Source organism: Roseateles sp. (assembly GCF_039595295.1).
In the GTDB taxonomy this organism is placed as follows: Bacteria; Pseudomonadota; Gammaproteobacteria; order Burkholderiales; family Burkholderiaceae_C; genus Roseateles.
Window position 1 is genome coordinate 106,147 of record NZ_JBCNLU010000006.1, and the last position, 19,903, is coordinate 126,049.

23 protein-coding genes are annotated in these 19,903 nt (G+C 68.1%); 17 read left to right on the forward strand and 6 right to left on the reverse strand.

Going from position 1 to position 19,903, the window contains the following annotated elements; translation table 11 throughout:
* Positions 1-3: 3 nt before the first annotated feature.
* Positions 4-762: a metallophosphoesterase family protein gene (locus ABDW59_RS06680; RefSeq protein ID WP_343628774.1), complete on the reverse strand. Its 759-nt coding sequence runs from the start codon at positions 760-762 to the stop codon at positions 4-6.
* A 266-nt stretch (positions 763-1,028) separates the two neighbouring features.
* On the opposite strand from ABDW59_RS06680, the gene ABDW59_RS06685 reads away from it, so the two are divergent.
* Positions 1,029-1,841: a transporter substrate-binding domain-containing protein gene (locus tag ABDW59_RS06685; RefSeq protein WP_343628775.1), complete on the forward strand. Its 813-nt coding sequence runs from the start codon at positions 1,029-1,031 to the stop codon at positions 1,839-1,841.
* Between the two features lie 118 nt (positions 1,842-1,959).
* Here the strand turns inward: ABDW59_RS06685 and argF are convergent, their stop codons facing one another.
* Both argF and ABDW59_RS06695 read right to left on the reverse strand, forming a co-directional pair.
* On the reverse strand, positions 1,960-2,922 hold the full coding sequence (gene argF, locus ABDW59_RS06690) for an ornithine carbamoyltransferase (protein WP_343628777.1): 963 nt from the start codon (positions 2,920-2,922) through the stop codon (positions 1,960-1,962).
* A complete protein-coding gene (locus ABDW59_RS06695) occupies positions 2,919-4,136 on the reverse strand; it encodes an aspartate aminotransferase family protein (protein ID WP_343628778.1) in 1,218 nt (405 codons plus the stop codon). Before ABDW59_RS06695 ends, argF begins: the two co-directional genes overlap by 4 nt.
* A gap of 240 nt (positions 4,137-4,376) precedes the next feature.
* Here ABDW59_RS06695 and ABDW59_RS06700 point away from each other — a divergent pair, with 240 nt between their 5' ends.
* From ABDW59_RS06700 to ABDW59_RS06710, 3 genes are all read left to right on the forward strand, one after another.
* A complete protein-coding gene (locus ABDW59_RS06700) occupies positions 4,377-4,724 on the forward strand; it encodes a DUF3579 domain-containing protein (protein WP_343628779.1) in 348 nt (115 codons plus the stop codon).
* Between the two features lie 225 nt (positions 4,725-4,949).
* Complete coding sequence (locus tag ABDW59_RS06705; protein ID WP_343628780.1) at positions 4,950-6,002, forward strand: M14 family zinc carboxypeptidase; 1,053 nt, start codon at positions 4,950-4,952, stop codon at positions 6,000-6,002.
* The gene (locus ABDW59_RS06710; protein WP_343628781.1) at positions 6,002-6,820 is read left to right on the forward strand and encodes an alpha/beta hydrolase; all 819 of its coding nucleotides are present in this window, start codon (positions 6,002-6,004) and stop codon (positions 6,818-6,820) included. Before ABDW59_RS06705 ends, ABDW59_RS06710 begins: the two co-directional genes overlap by 1 nt.
* A gap of 72 nt (positions 6,821-6,892) precedes the next feature.
* Here ABDW59_RS06710 and rpsT read toward each other — a convergent pair whose 3' ends face one another.
* Positions 6,893-7,189 carry a 30S ribosomal protein S20 gene (gene rpsT / locus ABDW59_RS06715; RefSeq protein WP_067066702.1) on the reverse strand — a complete coding sequence of 99 codons (297 nt, stop codon included), beginning with the start codon at positions 7,187-7,189 and terminating at the stop codon, positions 6,893-6,895.
* A 127-nt stretch (positions 7,190-7,316) separates the two neighbouring features.
* On the opposite strand from rpsT, the gene murJ reads away from it, so the two are divergent.
* The 8 genes from murJ (at position 7,317) to ABDW59_RS06755 (ending at position 15,243) form a co-directional block, all read left to right on the forward strand.
* Entirely contained in the window at positions 7,317-8,891 is a 1,575-nt protein-coding gene (murJ, locus tag ABDW59_RS06720; protein WP_343628782.1) for a murein biosynthesis integral membrane protein MurJ, read from the forward strand.
* 48 nt (positions 8,892-8,939) lie between these two features.
* Complete coding sequence (locus ABDW59_RS06725) at positions 8,940-9,713, forward strand: transglutaminase-like domain-containing protein (RefSeq protein WP_343628783.1); 774 nt, start codon at positions 8,940-8,942, stop codon at positions 9,711-9,713.
* A 67-nt stretch (positions 9,714-9,780) separates the two neighbouring features.
* Positions 9,781-10,452 carry a DnaA/Hda family protein gene (locus tag ABDW59_RS06730; protein WP_343628785.1) on the forward strand — a complete coding sequence of 224 codons (672 nt, stop codon included), beginning with the start codon at positions 9,781-9,783 and terminating at the stop codon, positions 10,450-10,452.
* Positions 10,453-10,593: 141 nt separating this feature from the next.
* On the forward strand, positions 10,594-11,262 hold the full coding sequence (locus ABDW59_RS06735) for an HAD family hydrolase (RefSeq protein ID WP_343628786.1): 669 nt from the start codon (positions 10,594-10,596) through the stop codon (positions 11,260-11,262).
* On the forward strand, positions 11,259-12,896 hold the full coding sequence (gene pcnB, locus ABDW59_RS06740; protein WP_343628787.1) for a polynucleotide adenylyltransferase PcnB: 1,638 nt from the start codon (positions 11,259-11,261) through the stop codon (positions 12,894-12,896). The genes ABDW59_RS06735 and pcnB overlap by 4 nt, the downstream gene beginning before the upstream one ends.
* The gene (folK, locus tag ABDW59_RS06745; RefSeq protein WP_343628788.1) at positions 12,893-13,399 is read left to right on the forward strand and encodes a 2-amino-4-hydroxy-6-hydroxymethyldihydropteridine diphosphokinase; all 507 of its coding nucleotides are present in this window, start codon (positions 12,893-12,895) and stop codon (positions 13,397-13,399) included. The genes pcnB and folK overlap by 4 nt, the downstream gene beginning before the upstream one ends.
* Before the next feature lie 163 nt (positions 13,400-13,562).
* A complete protein-coding gene (locus tag ABDW59_RS06750; RefSeq protein WP_067066714.1) occupies positions 13,563-14,210 on the forward strand; it encodes a DUF47 domain-containing protein in 648 nt (215 codons plus the stop codon).
* Between the two features lie 22 nt (positions 14,211-14,232).
* On the forward strand, positions 14,233-15,243 hold the full coding sequence (locus ABDW59_RS06755) for an inorganic phosphate transporter (RefSeq protein WP_343628791.1): 1,011 nt from the start codon (positions 14,233-14,235) through the stop codon (positions 15,241-15,243).
* A gap of 93 nt (positions 15,244-15,336) precedes the next feature.
* Here the strand turns inward: ABDW59_RS06755 and ABDW59_RS06760 are convergent, their stop codons facing one another.
* A complete protein-coding gene (locus ABDW59_RS06760; protein ID WP_343628793.1) occupies positions 15,337-15,807 on the reverse strand; it encodes a TM2 domain-containing protein in 471 nt (156 codons plus the stop codon).
* A complete protein-coding gene (locus ABDW59_RS06765; protein WP_343628794.1) occupies positions 15,804-16,412 on the reverse strand; it encodes an N-acetyltransferase family protein in 609 nt (202 codons plus the stop codon). Before ABDW59_RS06765 ends, ABDW59_RS06760 begins: the two co-directional genes overlap by 4 nt.
* A 272-nt stretch (positions 16,413-16,684) precedes the next feature.
* Here ABDW59_RS06765 and rpsP point away from each other — a divergent pair, with 272 nt between their 5' ends.
* From rpsP to ABDW59_RS06790, 5 genes are all read left to right on the forward strand, one after another.
* Positions 16,685-16,954 (forward strand): 30S ribosomal protein S16, encoded by a 270-nt coding sequence (gene rpsP, locus ABDW59_RS06770; RefSeq protein WP_343628795.1) that lies wholly within the window; start codon positions 16,685-16,687, stop codon positions 16,952-16,954.
* A gap of 17 nt (positions 16,955-16,971) precedes the next feature.
* Positions 16,972-17,565 carry a ribosome maturation factor RimM gene (gene rimM, locus ABDW59_RS06775; protein ID WP_343628796.1) on the forward strand — a complete coding sequence of 198 codons (594 nt, stop codon included), beginning with the start codon at positions 16,972-16,974 and terminating at the stop codon, positions 17,563-17,565.
* Between the two features lie 20 nt (positions 17,566-17,585).
* Positions 17,586-18,371 carry a tRNA (guanosine(37)-N1)-methyltransferase TrmD gene (gene trmD / locus ABDW59_RS06780; protein ID WP_343628797.1) on the forward strand — a complete coding sequence of 262 codons (786 nt, stop codon included), beginning with the start codon at positions 17,586-17,588 and terminating at the stop codon, positions 18,369-18,371.
* A 205-nt stretch (positions 18,372-18,576) separates the two neighbouring features.
* The gene (rplS, locus tag ABDW59_RS06785) at positions 18,577-18,945 is read left to right on the forward strand and encodes a 50S ribosomal protein L19 (RefSeq protein WP_343628799.1); all 369 of its coding nucleotides are present in this window, start codon (positions 18,577-18,579) and stop codon (positions 18,943-18,945) included.
* A gap of 135 nt (positions 18,946-19,080) precedes the next feature.
* Positions 19,081-19,857 (forward strand): CoA pyrophosphatase, encoded by a 777-nt coding sequence (locus tag ABDW59_RS06790; protein ID WP_343628801.1) that lies wholly within the window; start codon positions 19,081-19,083, stop codon positions 19,855-19,857.
* The last annotated feature ends 46 nt before the right edge of the window (positions 19,858-19,903 follow it).

Sequence of the window (19,903 nt, forward strand, 5' to 3'; positions counted from 1 at the left end):
GCTTCAGCGGCCGGCGATCAGCCGCTGCGCGAGGCGCTCGGCCAGGTCCGCCGGGAGACCCTGTGCGCGGCGCAGGGCCGCGGCGGCGGCGTCGACATCGTAGGGGACGCGCTGGAAGGTCAGTTCCTCGCTGTCGTGGTCGAACAGCGCGTAGGCGGCGGCGGGGTTGCCGTCGCGCGGCTGGCCGCAGGCGCCGGGGATGACCAGCCATTGGCGGTTGGGCAGCAGCGGAATCGGCATGCCCGGCTGGGGCTTGAAGTCGCCCGCCTTGCCGGTGCCCGACAGGTGATACAGCATGGGCTCATGCATGTGGCCGCAGAAGGTGTAGCGGCACTCGGTCGCATGCAGGCTCCGCATCGCCTCCAGCCGCCCCTGCACGTAGGCGAAGCCCGAGGGGTCGAAGGCATTGGCGTGGACGTAGAGGCAGTCGTCCTCCTCGTCGGACATGGGCAGCGTCGCGAGGAAGCGCAGCTGGGCCGCGTCCAGATGCGAGCGCGTCCACTCGATGGCGGCGCGGGCGTCGTCGTTCATGGTCGGGCGCGGTCCGTTGGCGACGGCCAGGTCATGGTTGCCGGCCACGACGATGGCGCCGTCCTCGCGCAGCTCGCGCACGCGATCGACCACCCAGCCCGGGTCGCTGCCGTAGCCGACGTAATCGCCCAGGAACGCGAAGTGCCCGGCGCCCTGCTGCCGGGCGTTCTCGAGCACGGCCTCGAGCGCCTGGCGATTGGCATGCAGGTCGGAGATCAGAGCGGTTTTCATGAGCCGTCAAGCATGCCACGAGCGGCTGACGCGCCGCTGATCGGTCGCGCGAGTCCGGCCGTCTTCTTCCCCCTCGGGCGAAGGGGGTGTCCTCCAAATGGGCGGGGAGAGGGGATTCCAGCGCGGCGAGGCCGCGGGTGTTTGCTAATCTGGCCGCCGGACACACGATGCCGGCAAGAACCGGCACGGGAGAAAACAAGATGTTTGCATCGGGACGGCGGCAAGGCGGCGATGCCCGCGGACGCGGCGGCGGGCGGCGTGGCCGCATGCGCGCGATCCTCTTGCTGGGGCTCGCGCTGCCCCTGATGGGGGCGTCCGCCCGGGCGGAGTGCACACGGGCCATGCGGGTGCCGGTATCGCCCATCGGGTTGAGCGTGATGTCCTCGGGCGGCGAGGTGGCCGGCGTCTATCCCGACCTGCTGCGCAAGATCGGCACGGAGACGGGTTGCCGCTTCGAGTTCGTCGTGGTACCGCGGGCACGGCTGGAAGCGATGTTCACTGGCGGCAACGCGGATCTGCTGGTCCCGGCGACGCGCACCTCGGTACGGGACGCGCGGGGCGACTTCATTCCGATGATGAAGGCGCGTCCGATGCTGATCTCGCTGGCGTCGGACCGCGCGCCCATCGAGAGCCTGGCGGAGCTGGCCGAACGGCGCGAGCTGCGCGTGGCGGTGGTGCGGGGCTTTGACTATGGCGAGTCCTACCAGCGTCTGCTGCAGACGCTGAAGGAGCAGAAGCGGCTGGTGCTGGAGGCCGACGTGCTGGCGGTGGCGCGCGCGCTGGACCGCAGTCTGGCGGACGTGACGGTGATGGCGCCGTCGATCTTCTCGGGCACGCTGCTGCAGGACTCGCGGATCAAGGGCCTGCTGGAGCGCTTGCGCTTCGAGCCGCTGGCGGAGCTGGGCTGGGGTGACAGCGGGGTGTATCTGTCGCGGCACCTGTCGTCCAAGGATAGAGAGATCCTGGGCGATGCGCTGGAACGCAGCGCGCGCTCCGGCGCGGTGTGGAGGGCGGTGCAGAAGCACTACCCGCCGGGGACGTATGAAGAGGGGTTGAAGCCGCTGGTGACGCAGAAGTAACTGGGCTCAAGCTGGGCGCCTCGGTGCCCTCCACAGACTCCAAGCGACAAGGCCCGCTCGAGGCGGGCCTTGTCTTTCGTTCGCGATCCTCGCGATGCCCGCATGCGGGCAGGGCGCATCAGCCGATGCGGCCCAGCAGCAGGTACTCCATCAGCGCTTTCTGCACGTGCATGCGGTTCTCGGCCTCGTCCCAGACCACCGACTGCGGACCGTCGATGACCTCGGCTGCAACCTCTTCACCGCGGTGTGCCGGCAGGCAGTGCATGAACAGCGCATCCGGCTTGGCCAAGGCCATCATGTCCGCATCGACGCACCAGTCCGCGAAGGCGGCGCGGCGCGCCTCGTTCTCGGCCTCGTAGCCCATGCTGGTCCAGACGTCCGTCGTCACCAGATCCGCGTCGCGGCAGGCTTCCTTCGGATCGGCGAAGACCTTGTAGCAAGCGGTGTTCTTGATGCCCGCCACCGCCGGGTCGATCTCGTAGCCGCTGGGCGTGCTCACGTGCACCGTGAAGCCCAGGATCTCCGCCGCCTGCAGCCAGGTGTTGGCCATGTTGTTGCCATCGCCGACCCAGGCCACCACGCGACCCTTCAGGCAGTCCATGTCGATCGCGCCGCGACGGTCCATGCCGCGCTGCTCGATGAAGGTGAACAGGTCCGCCAGAATCTGGCACGGGTGGTACTCGTTGGTCAGACCGTTGATGACCGGCACCCGCGAGTGCGCCGCGAAGCGCTCCAGCTTGGTCTGCTCATAGGTGCGGATCATCACGATGTCGACCATGCGGCTGATCACGCGGGCGCTGTCCTCGATGGGCTCGGCTCGGCCCAGCTGGCTGTCGCCGGTGGTCAGATGCACCACCGAGCCGCCCATCTGGTACATGCCCGCCTCGAAGCTCACTCGCGTGCGCGTCGAGGCCTTCTCGAAGATCATCGCCAGCGTGCGGTCCTGCAGCGGCTGGTACTTCTCGTAGTTCTTGAAGCGACGCTTGATCGTCGACGCCCGCTCGAAGAGATGGGCGTACTCCTCCGCGCGCAGGTCCTTGAACTGCAGATAGTGGCGCATCAGGCTGTCCCCCGGCTTCATGGCGCGGGCGCCGTGAGGAAGGCCTTGATCAGCGGCACCAGACGCGCGGCGATCTCGGCGGCCTCGGCGCTGCTGACGATCAATGCCGGCAGCAGACGCACGACGGAGTCCGCGGTCACGCTGATCAGCAGGCCGGCTTCCGCCGCCTGGCCCAGCAGCACGCCGCAGGGGCGGTCCAGCTGGATGCCGATCATCAGGCCGTAGCCGCGCACCTCGACGAAGCCCGGCACGCCGGCCAAGCCTTGCTCCAGCGCGGCCTTCAGCTCCGCGCCGACCTGGGTGGCGTTGGCCAGCAGGCCGTCGGCTTCCATGACGGCCAGGGTCTCGACGCCGGCGCGCATCGCCAGCGGGTTGCCGCCGAAGGTCGTGCCGTGATTGCCGGCGCCCAGCACCTTGGCCGCGCGCGGACCGCAGACCACCGCCCCAATGGGGACGCCCGAGCCCAGTCCCTTGGCCAGCGGCATCACGTCAGGGACGATGCCCGCCCATTGGTGTGCGAACCACTTGCCGGTACGGCCGATGCCGCACTGGACCTCGTCCAGCATCAGCAGCAGGTCGTGCTGGTCGCACAGGCGGCGCAGTTCCTTCAGGAACTCCATGTGCGCGGCGTTGATGCCGCCTTCGCCCTGGATGGTCTCCAGGAAGATCGCGGTGATGTTGGGGTTCTGCGCGATGGCCTGCTCGATCGCGGCCACGTCGTTCAGCGGGACGCGGACGAAGCCCGGCACCAGCGGACCGAAGCCCGCTTGCACCTTGGGATTGCCGGTGGCCGACAGCGTGGCGATCGAGCGGCCGTGGAAGGCCTTCTCGAACACGATCACGGCGGGGTTGTCGTTGCCGCGGTCATGGCCGAACTTGCGGGCGATCTTGAGCGCCGCTTCGTTCGCTTCCAGGCCGGAGTTGCAGAAGAACGCGTTGGTCAGGCCGGAGAGCTCGCAGAGCTTGGCCGCCAGCGTCTCCTGCAGCGGGACGTGGTAGTAGTTGCTGGTGTGGATCAGCTTGCCCACCTGGTCCCGCAGCGCCGCGACCAGCCGGGGGTGGTTGTGCCCCAGCGTGTTGACGGCGATCCCGGAGAGCGCGTCCAGGTATCGTCGGCCGGCCGTGTCCCACACCGTGAGGCCTTCGCCGTGCGACAGCGCGAAGGGGAGGCGACCGTAGGTCTGCATCACATGGGGATCGGTCGGGGCGGCGAACGAGGAGTCCGGGGCGTTCATCAAGTCTCCAGAGTCGAGGAGGGGTGGGGGAAATGCGGCGGGTGCCCCGCGGGGCGGGCGCCTGGTCGACGTGAGCGGACGATTCTACGGGTCGACCCTGGAAGCCGAGGAGATTCGTCCTGGACAGTGATGTCAGCCACGCTTACCAGCGGGCGAGCAGAAGTCCATGTGTGCTGCGGCGCAACACATCCAAGGCACAATAGCGGTTTTGCCGGGACGCGTGAGATCGCCGATTAGCCAATGACTGAGCAGCCCAAGCCGCGAGAAGTGTTCATCCAGGGCATCACCACGGATGGCCGAACCTTCCGTCCGAGCGACTGGGCCGAGCGTCTGGCGGGTGCGATGTCCTGCTTCCGCCCCGGCGGCACCCGCAGCGGCCGCGACGCGTACCTGGGCTACAGCCCTTACTGCGTCCCGCGCGTGGTCAACGGCGTCAAGTGCGTCATCGTCAACGAGGCGCTGAAGTCGGTGGAGCCCATGGCTTGGGACTTCGTCATGAACTTCGCCCGCGACAACAAGCTGCAGGTCGTGGACGCCTGCCTGCTGCCCGAGGGCGGCACCGGCCCCAAGCCCGGCCCCGCCGTCTGAGTTTGCGTTCCCCTCGCGCCATGCGCGCCCGCTTGCGGTAGCGCGCGCTCCCCTCGCCAGTCCGTTTGCGATAGCGCATTCCCTCGCCCGCTTGCGGGAGAGGGGGAGGGGAGAGGGCCGTCGCCCACCAGAGCCTCACGGCCCAGCCCGAACGAGCCATCGCCCAGTCGCCCGTACGCGCCTACCCTTGCCGGTTCGCCCCGACTCCCCGACAAGGCCGCCGACATGGCCGTCTCCACCGCCGCCGCTGCGCTTCGCGTCGCGCCCGTCCTGCCGGAACTGCAGGAACTCTGGCGCCTGATCGACCAAGGCGGGGACTTGGTCCGCGCCCGAGAGCTCACTCGGATCAGCGTCGCCGGCGGCGACCTCCCCGTCGTTGCAGTGACCATGGGCAACCCCGACCCCAAGGTACCCGGCATCGGCTTCGTCGGCGGCGTCCACGGGCTGGAGCGCATCGGCGCGCAAGTCGTGCTGGCCTTCCTGGGCAGCCTGGTGCGGCGCATGCGCTGGGACTTGAGCCTGCATCAGCAGCTGGAATCGCTTCGGCTGGTCTTCCTCCCCGTGGTCAACCCAGGCGGCGTGCTGATGGCCTCCCGCGCGAACCCCGCCGGCGTTGACCTGATGCGCAACGCGCCGCAGGATGCCGAACACCCGGTCCCTTTCCTCGTCGGCGGCCAGCGCCTGTCCAGCCGTCTGCCCTGGTACCGCGGCGCGGTCGGCGCCCCCCTGCAACCGGAGAGCGATGCCCTGTGCCGCCTGGTCCGCGAAGAGCTCCTGGGCCGCCCGATCTCGCTGACCATCGACTGCCATTCCGGCTTTGGCCTGCACGACCGCATCTGGTTCCCCTACGCGCGCAGTCGCAAACCGATGCGGCATCTGGCTGAGGTCCACGCGCTATGCGAGGTGCTCGACCAATGCCTGTCCCCGCATCCCTATCTGATGGAGCCGCAGAGCCGGCATTACCTGACCCACGGCGATCTCTGGGACCACCTGTACGACGAATCGCTCACCCTCGATCGAGGGGTCTTTTTGCCGATGACGCTCGAAATGGGGTCATGGCTGTGGGTCAAGAAAAATCCGCGCCAGCTACTCTCCCGGCACGGCATGTTCAATCCGTTGATCGAGCATCGCCAGCGGCGCGTGTTGCGTCGACACATGTCCTGGCTGGACTTCATGACGCGTGCCGCCCAAGGTGCGGCCCGATGGCTGCCGGGACCGGAGTCGCGTCTGGATCACGGCGAACAGGCGCTCATCAGGTGGTATCGCAGGAGGGATTGATGGAGGGGCAGGGTGGTGGTCAGACCTGGGTCTTGCTGCGCGGGTTGACGCGCGAGAGCGCCCATTGGGGTGACTTCCCGGCCCGCCTGCTGCGGGCGCTGCGCATTCAGCAGCCGCGGGCGCGGCTGGAGTTGCTCGATCTGCCGGGCAACGGCGACAAGCATCGCCAGAGCAGCCCCACCCATGTCGAGGACATGATGGAAGACTGCCGTGCGGAGTTGCGCCGCCGCGGCGTGCCGCCCCCTTATCAATTGCTGGCGATGTCGCTGGGCGCGATGGTCGCCAGCGAATGGGCGTCGCGATACCCGGGCGAGCTTTCCGCGATCGTGCTGATCAATACCAGCCTGCGCCCGTTCAGCGCTTTCTTCCGCCGGCTGCGTCCGTCGAATTATTGGTCGCTGCTGATGTTGAGCCTGACGCGGCTCAGCCTGCGGCAGCGCGAAGCGAAGGTGCTGTCCATGACCACGCGGCTGCAGCAACAGCCGGAACGGGTGCTCGAGGATTGGGTGTCCATCCAGCGTCGGCATCCGGTTCGCAAGCGCAATGCACTGCGCCAGCTGCTCGCCGCCGCGCGTTACCGCGCCAGCGTCGCCAAGCCGGAGCCGCCGATGCTGCTGCTCTGCAGCCAGGGGGATTCGCTGGTGGATTGGCGCTGCTCGCAGGCGATCAGTCGTGCCTGGGGCGCGCCGCTGCGCCTGCATGCCCGTGCCGGGCATGACCTGCCCCTGGACGATGGGGAATGGGTGGCGCGCAATGTCGCCGACTGGCTGCACGTGCGCGAGGTCGTCGGCCAGACCACGGCGCCGATGCCGCTGTGAGCTCTTGAGAGGGTGAAATGAAAAAGGCCCGCCGAGGCGGGCCCTTTCCTTGCACCAGAGCTGGTTTGTTTATCAGGCGGCCAGCGCCTTGATCTTGGCGGACAGGCGGCTCTTGTGACGAGCCGCCTTGTTCTTGTGGAAGATGCCCTTGTCGGCGACCGAGTCGATGACGGGCTGGGCGGTCTTGAACAGGTCAGCGGCCTTGGCCTTGTCACCCGTGACGATCGCCTTTTGCACGTTCTTGATGACCGTGCGGAACTTCGAACGCAGCGCCGAGTTGGCGGCGTTCAACTTGACGTCTTGACGTGCGCGCTTGCGGCCCGAGGCCAGACGCACGGTTTTCTTCTTGGCTTTGGAAGAGCTTGCCATTGTGTTCTGAATCCAGTTGGTGCAAAGACGGCGAGTATAGCAGGCGCCAAGCGAATATCCAAGTTGCCCGAATCCGAGACTCCATAATGCGCGACCGCCCCCGGGCCCGCCCACAAGAATTTCCCGCATGAATCTGCTGCGTACCGCCTCCGTTGTCTCGGTGTTCACGCTGTTGTCCCGCATCACGGGATTGGTCCGGGAGCAGATGATCGCGGCGCTGTTCGGCGCCAGCGGGATGACCGACGCCTACAACGTCGCCTTCCGCATCCCCAACATGCTGCGGCGGTTGTTCGCGGAAGGGGCGTTCTCCCAGGCCTTCGTGCCGGCGCTGGCCGCCGCCCGGGCCCGCGACGGCGACGACGCCACCCGCCATCTGATCGACGCCGTCGCCACGGTGCTGCTGTGGGCGCTGCTGGCGACCTGCGTGCTGGGCGTGGTGGGTGCGCCGCTGCTGGTGTGGATGCTGGGCGCCGGCCTGCGGGCAGACACCCACGAGGCCGCGGTGGTCATGACGCGCTGGATGTTCCCCTACATCGGCTTCATGTCGCTGGTGGCGCTGTCGGCCGGCATTCTCAATACCTGGAAGCGCTTCATCGTTCCGGCGGTCACGCCGGTGCTGCTGAACGTCGCGTCGATCGCGGCCGGCTACGGCCTGGTGCCGGTGCTGGAGCGGCACGGCTATCCGCCCATCTACTCGCTGGCCATCGGCGTGATGATCGGCGGCGTGCTGCAGCTCCTGATCCAGATTCCGGCGCTGACCCGGCTCGGGCTGATGCCGCGCTTCTCGCTGGGCTGGTCCGGCCTGCGCCGCGCCTGCGCCGACGAGGGCGTGCGCCATGTGCTGCGCAAGATGGGCCCGGCGCTGCTGGGCGTGGGCGTGGCCCAGCTCTCGCTGCTGATCAATACGCAGATCGCGATCTCGGTGGGCGAGGGCGCCGCCTCCTGGCTGACCTATGCGGACCGGCTGATGGAGTTCCCCATCGCGCTGCTGGGCGTGGCGCTGGGCGTGGTGCTGACCCCGCAGTTGGCGGCGAGCACCGCCAGGGGCGAGTCCGAGAAGTACTCCGGCCTTCTGGACTGGGGGCTGCGCCTGACGCTGCTGCTGGCGCTTCCCTGCGCGGTGGCGCTGCTGGTCTTCGCCGAGCCGCTGGTGGCCGTGCTCTACCACCGCGGCGCCTTCAAGCCCGAGGACGTCGCCCACACGGCCTATGCGGTGATGGGCTACGGGCTGGGGCTGATGGGGCTGGTGTCGATCAAGGTGCTCGCGCCCGGCTTCTATGCGCGCCAGGACATGCGCACGCCGGTGCGCATCGCGGTGGGCGTGCTGATCCTGACGCAGGTCTGCAACGCGATCTTCGTGTTCGGCTTCAAGGTCGGCGTGGCCGGCCTGTCGCTGTCCATCGGCCTGGGCGCGATGGTGAATGCCTTCCTGCTGCTGCGCGGCCTGCGCAAGCTGGGCAGCTACACGCCGGAGGCCGGCTGGCCGATGTTCCTGCTGCGTGTCGTGATCGCGAGCGCCGCCATGGGCGCGCTGCAATGGTGGCTGGCGAGCTACTTCGACTGGACCGGCGGCAAGGGCGGCCACTTCGAATTGGTTCGTGCCGGCTGGATGGCGCTGAGCCTGGGCGGCTCGGCGCTGCTGTACTTCACCGTGCTGCTGTTGCTGGGCGTGAAGCTGCGCCACTTCGCCCGCCGCGGGTGATCTTGGGACCGCTCGGCGAGGCCGTCTGCCGGGCGTAGACTCGGGCGCATGACTTCGCCTTTGCAGTGGTCCGTGCCGACGGCGCTGGACTATTTCGAGACCCTGGTCGCCGACGACGATTCGCTGAATCTCGCCGAAGCCGCCGCCGCGATCGCGCTGGACGACGTGCCCCGACTGGATGTGCAGCAGGTGATGGCGGAGCTGGACCGGATGGGCGAGCGACTGCGTCAGCGCCTCCCGGCCGACGCCCCGCCCAGCCACCGGCTGCGCATGCTCAACCAGTACTTCCACGGCGAGCTCGGCTTCGCGGGCAACGTCAACGACTACTACGCCGTCGGCAACAGCTATCTGCATCAGGTGCTGGCCACGCGGCGCGGCATCCCGATCACGCTGGCCATCATCTACATGGAGCTGGCCTCGCACATCGGGCTGCGGGTCAAGGGCGTGAGCTTCCCGGGTCACTTTCTGATGAAGCTGCGCTTGCCGCAGGGCGAAGTCGTGCTGGATCCGTTCAGTGGCCGCTCGCTGGGGCGGGGCGAGCTGGACGAGTTCCTCAGCCCCTGGCGCGACCGCGCCGGCCTGGCGCCCGGCGAGCCCATGCCGCTGGACACATTTCTCGGAACGGCCTCGTCGCGCGACATCCTGGCGCGCATGCTGCGCAACCTCAAGCAGATCCATCTCGAGGCCCAGGACCTGCCGCGACTGCTGGCGGTGCAGCGCAAGCTGGTGGCCCTGCTGCCCGACGACCGGGTCGAGCGCGCCGAGCTGGACCAGTGGCTCCAGCAGATCAGGGACGGAGAAGGTCCCGCAACCCTTCATTGAGCGTTTTCGGGGCGACTAGAATCCTCGGTCTTCGAGGGAGCTTGCTCCCGATCCAAGGCTTGGTCGTTTGAAGCAAATTCCCCTGTCGCTCGGGCCCGAGCCCGACTTCACCTTTGACACGCTCCTCACCGGCGCCAACGTCGCAGCCCTGACGCACATCATCGGGTTGGGCGCGGGCTCGCCGCCGGTGTTCCTGTGGGGCGAGCCCGGCACCGGCAAGACGCATGTGCTGCGCGCGCTCGCCCAGCACTGGCAGGCCGCCGGCGCGCAGGTCGGCTGGTATGACGCCGACACGCCGCTCCCTTGGGAGCTCCCGACCCACCCCAGCCTGCTGCTGCTCGACGACTGCCAGCGCTTCGACGCCGGCCAGCAGCATGCCGCGTTCGCGCTCTTCGTCGAGGCCGCCACGCTGGGCCTGGCGGTGGTCTCCACTGGCACGGCGCCACCCGTGGACTTGAACCTGCGCGAGGACCTGCGCACCCGCCTGGGCTGGGGGCCGACCTTCGCGCTGCAGCCGTTGTCCGAGTTCGAGGTCCGCGCCGTCCTGCGCCGCGAGGCCGACCGCCGCGGCATCGCCCTGAGCGACGACGTGATGGACTATCTGCTGACCCGCTACGAGCGCGACCTCAAGCACCTGATGCGCCTGCTGGACGGGCTGGACGAGTTCGCCCTGGCCAGCAAGCGCGCCGTCACCGTGCCGCTGCTGCGGCAGATGCTGGCCGATCAGGTCACCGCCTGACCCGCCTGATCCGCCGACCCTCATGAATCCGACCTCCCGGGCCCGCTACTCCCCGCGCACCGCGACGTCGTTCAAGCCCTTGCAGCCTTTCAAGCTGTCCCAGCCTTTCAACCTCTCCCCGACTCTTCAAGGACTCGCGACGTGGACCTGACCCTGTTCGACCTCGACGGCACGCTGATCCCGCAGGACTCCGACCACGCCTTCGGCGCCTACATGGTCGAGATCGGCTGGGCGGACGCGGGCGTCTGGTCCGCCCGCAACGACGAGTTCTACGCCCAGTACCAGCGCGGCGACCTGAATCTGGACGAGTACGTCGATTTCGCCACCTCGGTCTGGCGCGCCAAGCCGCCCGCGGAGGCCGAGGCGGCGCGGGCCCGGTTCATGGAACGCATCGTCGGTCCGATGTTGCGCGACAATGCGCGCGCGCTGGTGCGCCGGCATGTGGAGGCGGGCGACCTGGTGGCGGTGGTCACGGCGACCAACGAGTTCGTCACCGAACCCATCGCCAAGGCCTTCGGCATCGACCACCTGATCGCCGTGCAACTCGAGAAGGACGAGGCGGGCCGTTACACCGGCCGGGTGCGCGGCGTCCCCTCGTTCCAGGCCGGCAAGATCGTGCGGGTGCGCGACTGGCTGGCCGAGCAGGGCCGGCGCTGGGAGGATTTCGAGCGCGTGCATTTCTACAGCGACTCGATGAACGACCTGCCGCTGCTGGAGCAGGTCAGCCATCCCGTCGCGACCAATCCGACGGCGGCGCTGGAAACGCTGGCGCGTGAACGTGGCTGGCCGATTTTGAAGCTCTTCGAATGATTAAAAAACTGATCAACAAGCTGTTGGGCAAGCCGGGCGGGGCCATCGCCACGCCGCTGGGCAAGCGCGTCGAGATCGCCGCGGAGGAACACCGCATCGATCCGGAGCTGCTCGACGAACGCGGCGTCAAGGTCGTCAAGGGCCTCACGGACGCGGGCTTCGAGGCCTACATCGTCGGCGGCGCCGTGCGCGACCTGCTGCTGAATCGCCGGCCCAAGGATTTCGACGTCGCCACCGACGCCACGCCCGAGCAGGTCAAGAACCAGTTCCGCCGCGCCTTCATCATCGGGCGCCGCTTCCGCATCGTGCACGTGGTCTATGGCCGTGGCCGGGAGCACGAGGTCATCGAGGTCTCGACCTTCCGAGCACTGCTCAAGGAAGACGACGCCGAGCAGGTGCAGGGCAACGAGAAGACGTCCAAGGGCGCGCTGGAAGGCAAGTCCCATGTCGTCGACGCGTCCGGCCGCGTGCTGCGCGACAACGTCTGGGGGCCGCAGATCGAGGATGCCGCGCGTCGCGACTTCACCGTCAACGCGATGTATTACGACCCGCAGAAGCAGATGGTCGTTGACTATCACGGCGGTCTGGCCGACGCGCGCAAGAAGGTGCTGCGCATGATCGGCGACCCGGAGACCCGCTATCGCGAGGACCCGGTCCGCATCCTGCGCGCCGTGCGTTTCGCCGCCAAGCTGGGCTTCACGATCGAGCCCAAGACCCGCGCCCCGATCGCCGCGATGGCGCCGCTGCTGGCCAACGTGCCGCTGTCGCGCATGTTTGACGAGATGATCAAGCTGCTGCAGACCGGACATGCGCTGGCGAGCATCGACGAGTTGCGCAAGCAGGGCCTGTCGCGCGGCGTGTTTCCCATTCTCGACGCGGTCCTGGACAAGGACGGTGCGCTTCCTGACAACGTGCACGGCAAGTTCGTGCGCCTGGCGCTGGAGGACACCGACCGCCGTGTGTCCGAAGGGCGCTCGGTGGCGCCCAGCTTCATGCTGGCCTGCATGCTGTGGGGCGACGTCCAGCAGCGCTGGAAGCGTCTGATCGACGGCGGCGAGGGTCCGGTGCCGGCGCTGCAGCAGGCCATCGACCTGGTCTTCGACGCGCGCGTGGGCGACATCTCCGGTCGCGGCAAGCTGGCCGCCGACATGCGCGAGATCTGGATGATGCAACCGCGCTTCGAGCGCCGCACCGGCAGCGGCCCGCACCGCCTGATCGAACAGCCGCGCTACCGCGCCGGCTTCGACTTCCTGGCGCTGCGCGCCGAGGCGGGCGAGATCGATTCGGCGCTGGCCGACTGGTGGGAGGACTTCGCGCTGGGCAGCGAGGACGACCGTCGCGCGCTGCTCGACCAGGCGCGCGAGACACAGCGTCAGGGCAGCCCGCGCAGCAAGCCCAAGGCGGGCGGCGGGCGGGTGCACTCGGTGCCGCGCGGCGCCGTGAGCACGCAGGTGGCGGGTGAATCGGCCGCCGCTGTCCCCTTCGATGGCGCAGCCGGGGGCGATCATGGCGGCGATGCGGACGGCGAGGGCGCGCCCAACCCGGCCAAGAAGCGCCGCCGTCGTCGCAAGCCCAAGGCGGCCGGCGGCGAGGGTGGATCCGCGTCGTCCGAAGGCGCCGGCGGCGACGCATGATCGCCGCCTACGTCGGCCTGGGCGCCAACCTCGGCGACCTGCGGCACACGCTGGAAACGGCCTTGGCCGATCTCGCCGACGTGACGAGCGTGCAACTGGAGCGGGTGTCCTCGGCCTGGCGCAGCGCGCCGGTCGACAGCGACGGCCCCGACTATCTGAATGCGGTCGCGCGGGTGCGCACCGACCTGCCGCCGCTGACGCTGCTCGCGGCGCTGCAGGCGATCGAATCGCGCCACGGCCGCGAGCGCCCCTATCGCAACGCGCCGCGGACGCTGGATCTGGATCTGCTGCTCTACGGCGACCAGACCGTGGACCTGGACCGGCTCAGCGTCCCGCATCCGCGCCTGCACCAACGGGCCTTCGTGCTGCGGCCGCTGCTGGAGCTGGATCCGGCGCTGAGCGCGCCCGGCCTGGGCTTGCTGGCCGACTTCCTGTCCGCCACGGCGGATCAGGTCTTGCAGCGCGAGACGCTGCCGCTGCGACCGCCGCACGCGGGCCTGTGATTTCCGGGGCTCGTCGCGTCGATGCGACGACCGCGGCCATGGCTTTGCGCACGGGTCGCCCCCGCGTCGGGATGCGGGCCGGTACACTCTCGGGTTTTCCGTGACACGGAAATGAACTATTTGTGACGATCCGCCGGGGATCGCACGGCCCGTGGAGCCATTCATGTTTTTCGGCAAGCTGCTGCCCCGTGAGGGCAATTTTTTTGAGCTGTTCAATGAGCACGGCGCTCAGATCGTCGAAGGCGCGCGCGCCTTCATGCTCATGATCCAGAACTACAACGACCTGACGCTGCGCGAGAAGTACGCCGCCGAAGTCGACCGCGCCGAGCACCATGCCGACCGCATCACCGCCGAGGTGAACCGGCTGCTGCATCGCACCTTCATCACGCCGATCGATCGCGAGCAGATCCACGGCCTGATCAACGCGATGGACGACATCCTCGATCTGCTGCAGGACTCGTCCGAGACCATGCAGCTGTACGACGTGCGCTCCATCCCGGAAGAGGTGCTGCGTCTGGGCGACCTGTCCGCCAAGTGCTGCGAGCGCGTCAAGCACGCCGTGTCGCTGCTGCCCAAGCTGAGCGAGGCCCAGACCGCCGAGGCGGCGATCAAGGCCTGCGAGGAGATCGACAAGCTCGAGTCCGACGCCGACCGCGTGATGCGCGCCGCCATGTCCAAGCTCTTCCGTGAGCAGGAGGACGTGCGCGAGCTGATCAAGCTCAAGGCCATCTACGAGCAGCTGGAGTCCATCTCCGACCGCTGCGAGGATGTCGCGAATCTGATCGAGGGCATCGTCCTCGAAAATTCCTGACCCGCCCACAGGAGCGTCTCCCATGGGAACGATGCATGTGGCCTTCTGGGTCGTGGCCATGCTTGTGGTGCTGGCCGTGCTGTTCGACTTCATGAACGGCTTCCACGACGCGGCCAACTCGATCGCCACGGTCGTGTCGACCGGCGTGCTCAAGCCGCAGCAGGCGGTGCTGTTCGCGGCCTTCTTCAACGTGATCGCGGTCGCCTTCTTCGAGCTGAAGGTGGCGGCGACGATCGGCAAGGGCTCGATTGATCCGGGCATCGTCGATCACCACGTGATCTTCGGCGCGCTGATCGGCGCGATCGCCTGGAACGTGATCACCTGGTTCTACGGCATTCCGTCGAGTTCCTCGCATGCGCTGATCGGCGGCCTGGTCGGCGCGGCGATCGCGAAGGCGGGCACCAAGGGCCTGATCATGAGCGGCATCGGCAAGACCGTGCTGTTCATCTTCGTGTCGCCGCTGCTGGGCTTCCTGCTGGGCTCGCTGCTCATGGTGGCGGTGGCCTGGCTGTTCCGGCGCAGCTCCCCGTTGCGGGTGGACAACTGGTTCCGGCGCCTGCAGCTGGTCTCGGCCGGTCTGTACAGCCTGGGCCACGGCGGCAATGACGCGCAGAAGACCATCGGTCTGATCTGGATGCTGCTGATCGCCTCGGGCTATGCGGCGACGGACTCGCACTCGCCGCCGACCTGGGTCATCGGCCTGTGCTATCTCGCGATCGGCCTGGGCACGATGTTCGGCGGCTGGCGCATCGTCCGCACGATGGGTCAGAAGATCACCAAGCTCAAGCCCGTCGGCGGCTTCTGCGCGGAGACCGGCGGCGCGATCACGCTGTTCCTGGCGACCGCGCTGGGCGTGCCGGTCTCGACGACGCACACCATCACTGGCGCCATCGTCGGCGTGGGCTCGACACGGCGTGCCTCGTCGGTGCGCTGGGGCGTGGCCGGCAACATCGTCTGGGCCTGGATCTTCACCATCCCGGCCTCGGCCTTCATCGGCGGCCTGTTCTACTGGCTCAGCTTCACGCTGTTCTGATCGTCCGGTTCGGGGCCGCGTGTCCCGACAGAAGCGCGAAAGCCCGGCACTGCCGGGCTTTCTTCATTCAGGGAGGCGCGAAGAGTGGGGTGTCTACTGGCTGATCTCTCGGGCTGCTTCGACCTGCGACTCGAAGTAGCGCTGCGCCGAGAACGCGATCGTCGCCATCAGACAGGCGCCGCCCACCATGAGGCAGGCGATTGCGCCGATCACGGGGCCCCAGCCGGTCTTGCGGACTTGACCGTGGTTGTGGCGCTCGGCCCAGTGCTCGTCGGAGGTCAGGCCGATGACGATCCCCGCCAGCATGCTCTGCGCCAGCATCAGGCCCAGCAGCGGAATCAGCCACCAGGCGGTGACGTCGTCCTGCCCCAGCGTGTCCATGCGATGCACGCCGTAGAGGCCGAGCAGTGTCGGAATCGGATGCAACCAGCCGAGTCGGTCGCCCAGTCCATGCAGATAGAAGCGGTGCGCCCCCAGACTGCCGAGCGTGAAGCTCAGCCAGGTGGCGACCGTCTTCGATTTGATCTCCGTCGGCGCCACGCCGCTGGGGGCGGCGGCGCTCATGCGGCGGGCGTGGTCGTCGGTGCGGTGGCCGGAGCGCCCGTTGCCGCCGGGGTCGCGCCAGTGGGCGAGCTGCTGTCGCCCTGGCCGAGCTGGCGCTGCATCAGCACCACGTCCAGCCACTTGCCGAATTTCCAGCCGGCCGACTTCATCAGGCCGGTCTGCTCAAAGCCCAGCGCGCGGTGCACGCCGATCGAGCCCAGATTCTGCGAGTCGCCGATCACCGCCACCATCTGTCGCGCGCCGGCGGCCTCGCAGCGGGCGATGAGCTCGGCCAGCAGCAGCCGGCCCACGCCCTGGCCCTGCGCGGTCGGCGCCAGGTAGACCGAGTCCTCGACGAAATAGCGATAGGCCAGGCGCGGGCGGAAATAGTTGGCGTAGGCGTAGCCCAGCACCTGCCCGTCGCGCTCGGCGACGAGATACGGGAGGCTACGGCTGAGGACCTCGGTCCGGCGGCGGGCCATTTCGGCGCGGTCGGGGACGTCGGTCTCGAAAGTGCCGGTGCCGTGGAGCACCGCATGCTCGTAGATCTGCTGGATCGACGAGATGTCGCCCTCCAGGCTGGGACGAATCACGAGAGGGGAGGAACTGCTGGAAGTTGTCGTCATTGCGGGAGGAAGACAAAGCGTCAGGAGCGAGTTTATAATGCGCGGTTTTGGCGCTGGCCCTTGGGTGTGGTCACCAGGCTTCGGGACTCCTTGACAGGAGTGGCTCGGGGTGATGAGTGAACCGGGGGCGTATCTACGGTGCCTGCATACGATCACGGATGGGGAGCTTGGCGCGACACACGCGCCCCTCGTCCGAATGATCGTCATATTGTCTGCTTGCCCCTGTGTGTCTCCCTGGTGCGGTGGAACGCTGAAAACCTGAAGGATAGATCATGGTCGTGATTCGACTCTCCCGCGGTGGCTCCAAGAAGCGTCCGTTCTACAACCTGGTCGTGAGCGACAGCCGCAACCGCCGTGATGGCCGCTTCATCGAGCGCGTCGGTTTCTACAACCCGGTGGCTTCGGGCAATGCCGAAGGCCTGCGCGTCTCGCAAGACCGCGTGGCTTACTGGGTGAGCGTTGGCGCCCAGCTGTCGCCGGCCGTCGCCCGTCTGGTCGACGTCGCCAAGAAGGCTGCCGCCGCTCCGGCCGCCGCCGCCTGATCTCCGGGACACCGTAGATGAAGGCGGCGCCCGACGTGATCGAGACCTCTGGGACTTTTCCGGAGGACGCCATCGAAGTCGGGCGCGTGCTTGACGCCTGGGGCATCAAGGGCTGGATGAAGATCCTGTCTCATTCGGCCGATGCCCAGGCGCTTTTCGCTTCCCGCCGCTGGTTCCTGAAACCGAGCGAGAAAGCGCTGCCGGGCAAGCCGCACATCGTGCCGCCCGTGCTCAAGATTCTGGCTGTCCGCGATCATGCGGACGGCATCGTCGCCCAGGCCGAGGGCCTGTCCGACCGCAACGGCGCCGAGGCGCTCAAAGGCGCGCGCATCTTCGTGTCGCGCAGCGTCTTCCCCGAGACCGATGACGACGAGTTCTACTGGATCGACCTGATCGGCATGACCGTCGTGAACAAGGATGGCGCGACGCTGGGCGAGGTGATCGATCTGATCGACACCGGCCCGCATTGCGTGCTGCGCATCCTGCCCGCGGGCAAGACCGCGCCGGTCAAGCCCGACGAGGAAATCCTGATCCCGTTCGTGAATGCGTTTGTCGGCGACGTCGACAAGGCCGCGCGGATCATCCCGGTCGACTGGGATCTGGACTATTGAAGCCGTCGGGCCGGACGCCCATGCGCTTCGACGTTCTCACGCTGTTCCCTGAACTCTTCGACCCGTTTCTGCGGGTCGGCGTGACGCGTCGCGCCTACGAGAGCAAGCAGGTCGACGTGCGGCTCTGGCAGCTGCGCGATCATGCCGAGGACAACTACCGCCGCGTCGACGACCGCCCCTTCGGCGGCGGTCCCGGCATGGTCATGCTGGCGGCCCCGCTGGAGCGGGCCATCGCTGCCGTCAAGGCCGACCGTGCGACCACGCATCCCGGCGCGCCCGCGGTCATCCATTTCAGCCCGACCGGTCGCAAGCTCGACCAGGCGCTGGTGCGCGAGCTCGCGCAAGGCGAGGGCGCGTTGCTGCTCTGCGGCCGCTATGAGGGCATCGACCAGCGCGTGCTGGATCGTCATGTGACGATGGAAATCAGCCTCGGCGATTTCGTGCTGTCGGGCGGCGAGCTGCCCGCGATCGCGATGCTGGATGCGCTGACGCGTTTGCAGGATGGCGTGCTCAACGATGCCGCCTCGCATGAGCAGGACAGCTTCTCCGACGGCTTGCTGGACTGCCCGCACTTCAGCCGCCCCGAAGTGCTGGAGACGCCCGAGGGCCCGCTGCCGGTGCCGCCGGTGCTGCTGTCGGGCCATCACGCCGAGATCGCGCGCTGGCGCCGGGAGCGCTCGCTGGCGCTGACGCAGGCGCGGCGGCCGGAGTTGATCGAGGCCGCGCGGCGCGAGGGCAAGCTCAGCAAGAAGGATGAGAAGTTCCTCGCGGAGCTGGTCGCGCAGACCCGCGCGGCGGGGCTCTGAAGGTCCAAGGTTTGACGGCCGGTCAGGGACGTCTATAATCGCGGGTTTTTCCGATCCTCTACCGGGCTGATGGGGCAAGGGCGGCGCGGGACTTCTGTCTCAGGCGACGTTGGTTGAATCCCCACGCGGACGGCGTCGAAGTCTCTTCGACGGCTTGTCTTGGAATCGTCCTGATTCGCGCCGGCATGATCACCAGGAGATCCTCGTGAATCTGATCCAGACCCTCGAGCAAGAAGAAATTGCTCGCCTGAACAAGACCATCCCCGTGTTCGCCCCCGGCGACACCGTGATCGTCAACGTCAACGTCGTCGAAGGCACCCGCAAGCGCGTGCAGGCCTACGAGGGCGTGGTCATCGCCCGCCGCAACCGCGGTCTGAACTCCAACTTCATCGTCCGCAAGATCTCGAGCGGCGAAGGCGTGGAGCGTACGTTCCAGCTGTACAGCCCGCTGATCGCTTCGATCGAAGTGAAGCGCCGTGGCGACGTCCGTCGCGCGAAGCTGTACTACCTGCGTCAGCGTTCGGGCAAGTCGGCACGTATCAAGGAAAAGCTGGCCACCAAGACGGCCGCCTGATCCTCGACGCAAGTCGCCCCCAAAGCCGCTCCAAGGCCCTGCCCGGAGCGGCTTTGTCGTTTCTGACGTCCAATCAGGGCTTCGCGCCCGCGGGCGCCTCCGAACAAGTCCGGGCCACCGGACGCCCTCTCGCGCATGACGACGCCCCCTCCGCTCCGTCCCTCGATCAAGGATCCTCGCGTCGTGCCCGTGGCCGGCACCGACGCGCATCTGCCCGCCATCGCTGGCGAGCGCCTGACCCCGGACTGGCTGCGCGAGCGCTTTCTGCGACCGCCCCCGTCCGCGCTCGATGCGGAGATCCCGGGTGACGGCGGCCTCTTCGCCGGCCGCTCGCCGACACCGGCGGCGGTGCTGGTCCCGCTGGTGCAGCGGCCCGAGGGCCTGAGCGTCCTGCTGACGCAGCGCGCCACGCATCTGCGCGACCACGCCGGCCAGATCAGCTTCCCCGGCGGCCGCGCCGAGCCCGAGGACGGATCGCCCGAGCGCACCGCGCTGCGCGAGTCGGACGAGGAAATCGGCCTGGACGAGTCCTTCGTCGAGCTGATCGGTCAACTGCCCATCTATCGCACCATCACCGCCTACGAGGTGACGCCCGTCGTGGGCCTGGTGCGCCCCGGCTTCTCGCTGCGGCTCGATGCGTTCGAAGTCGCCGAGGCTTTCGAGGTGCCGCTGTCCTTCCTGATGAATCCGGCGCACCACCAGCGCCACGAGTACCAGTACGAGCTCCCCGGCGACGAAGGCCCGCTGAAAGGTCGGCGCCAGTTCCTGTCGATGCCGTGGACGGGGCCAGGTCTTGCCGTGTCGAACGCCGATCCGGACGTCGGGCTGAGCGCTGCGGCGTCCAAGGAGTTCTTCATCTGGGGCGCGACGGCGGCCATGCTGCGCAACCTCTACCGCTTCCTGCGGGCTTGAGCGGACGGCCAGCCTGAACGCGGGAGCGAACTCCCGCTTCGGAGGG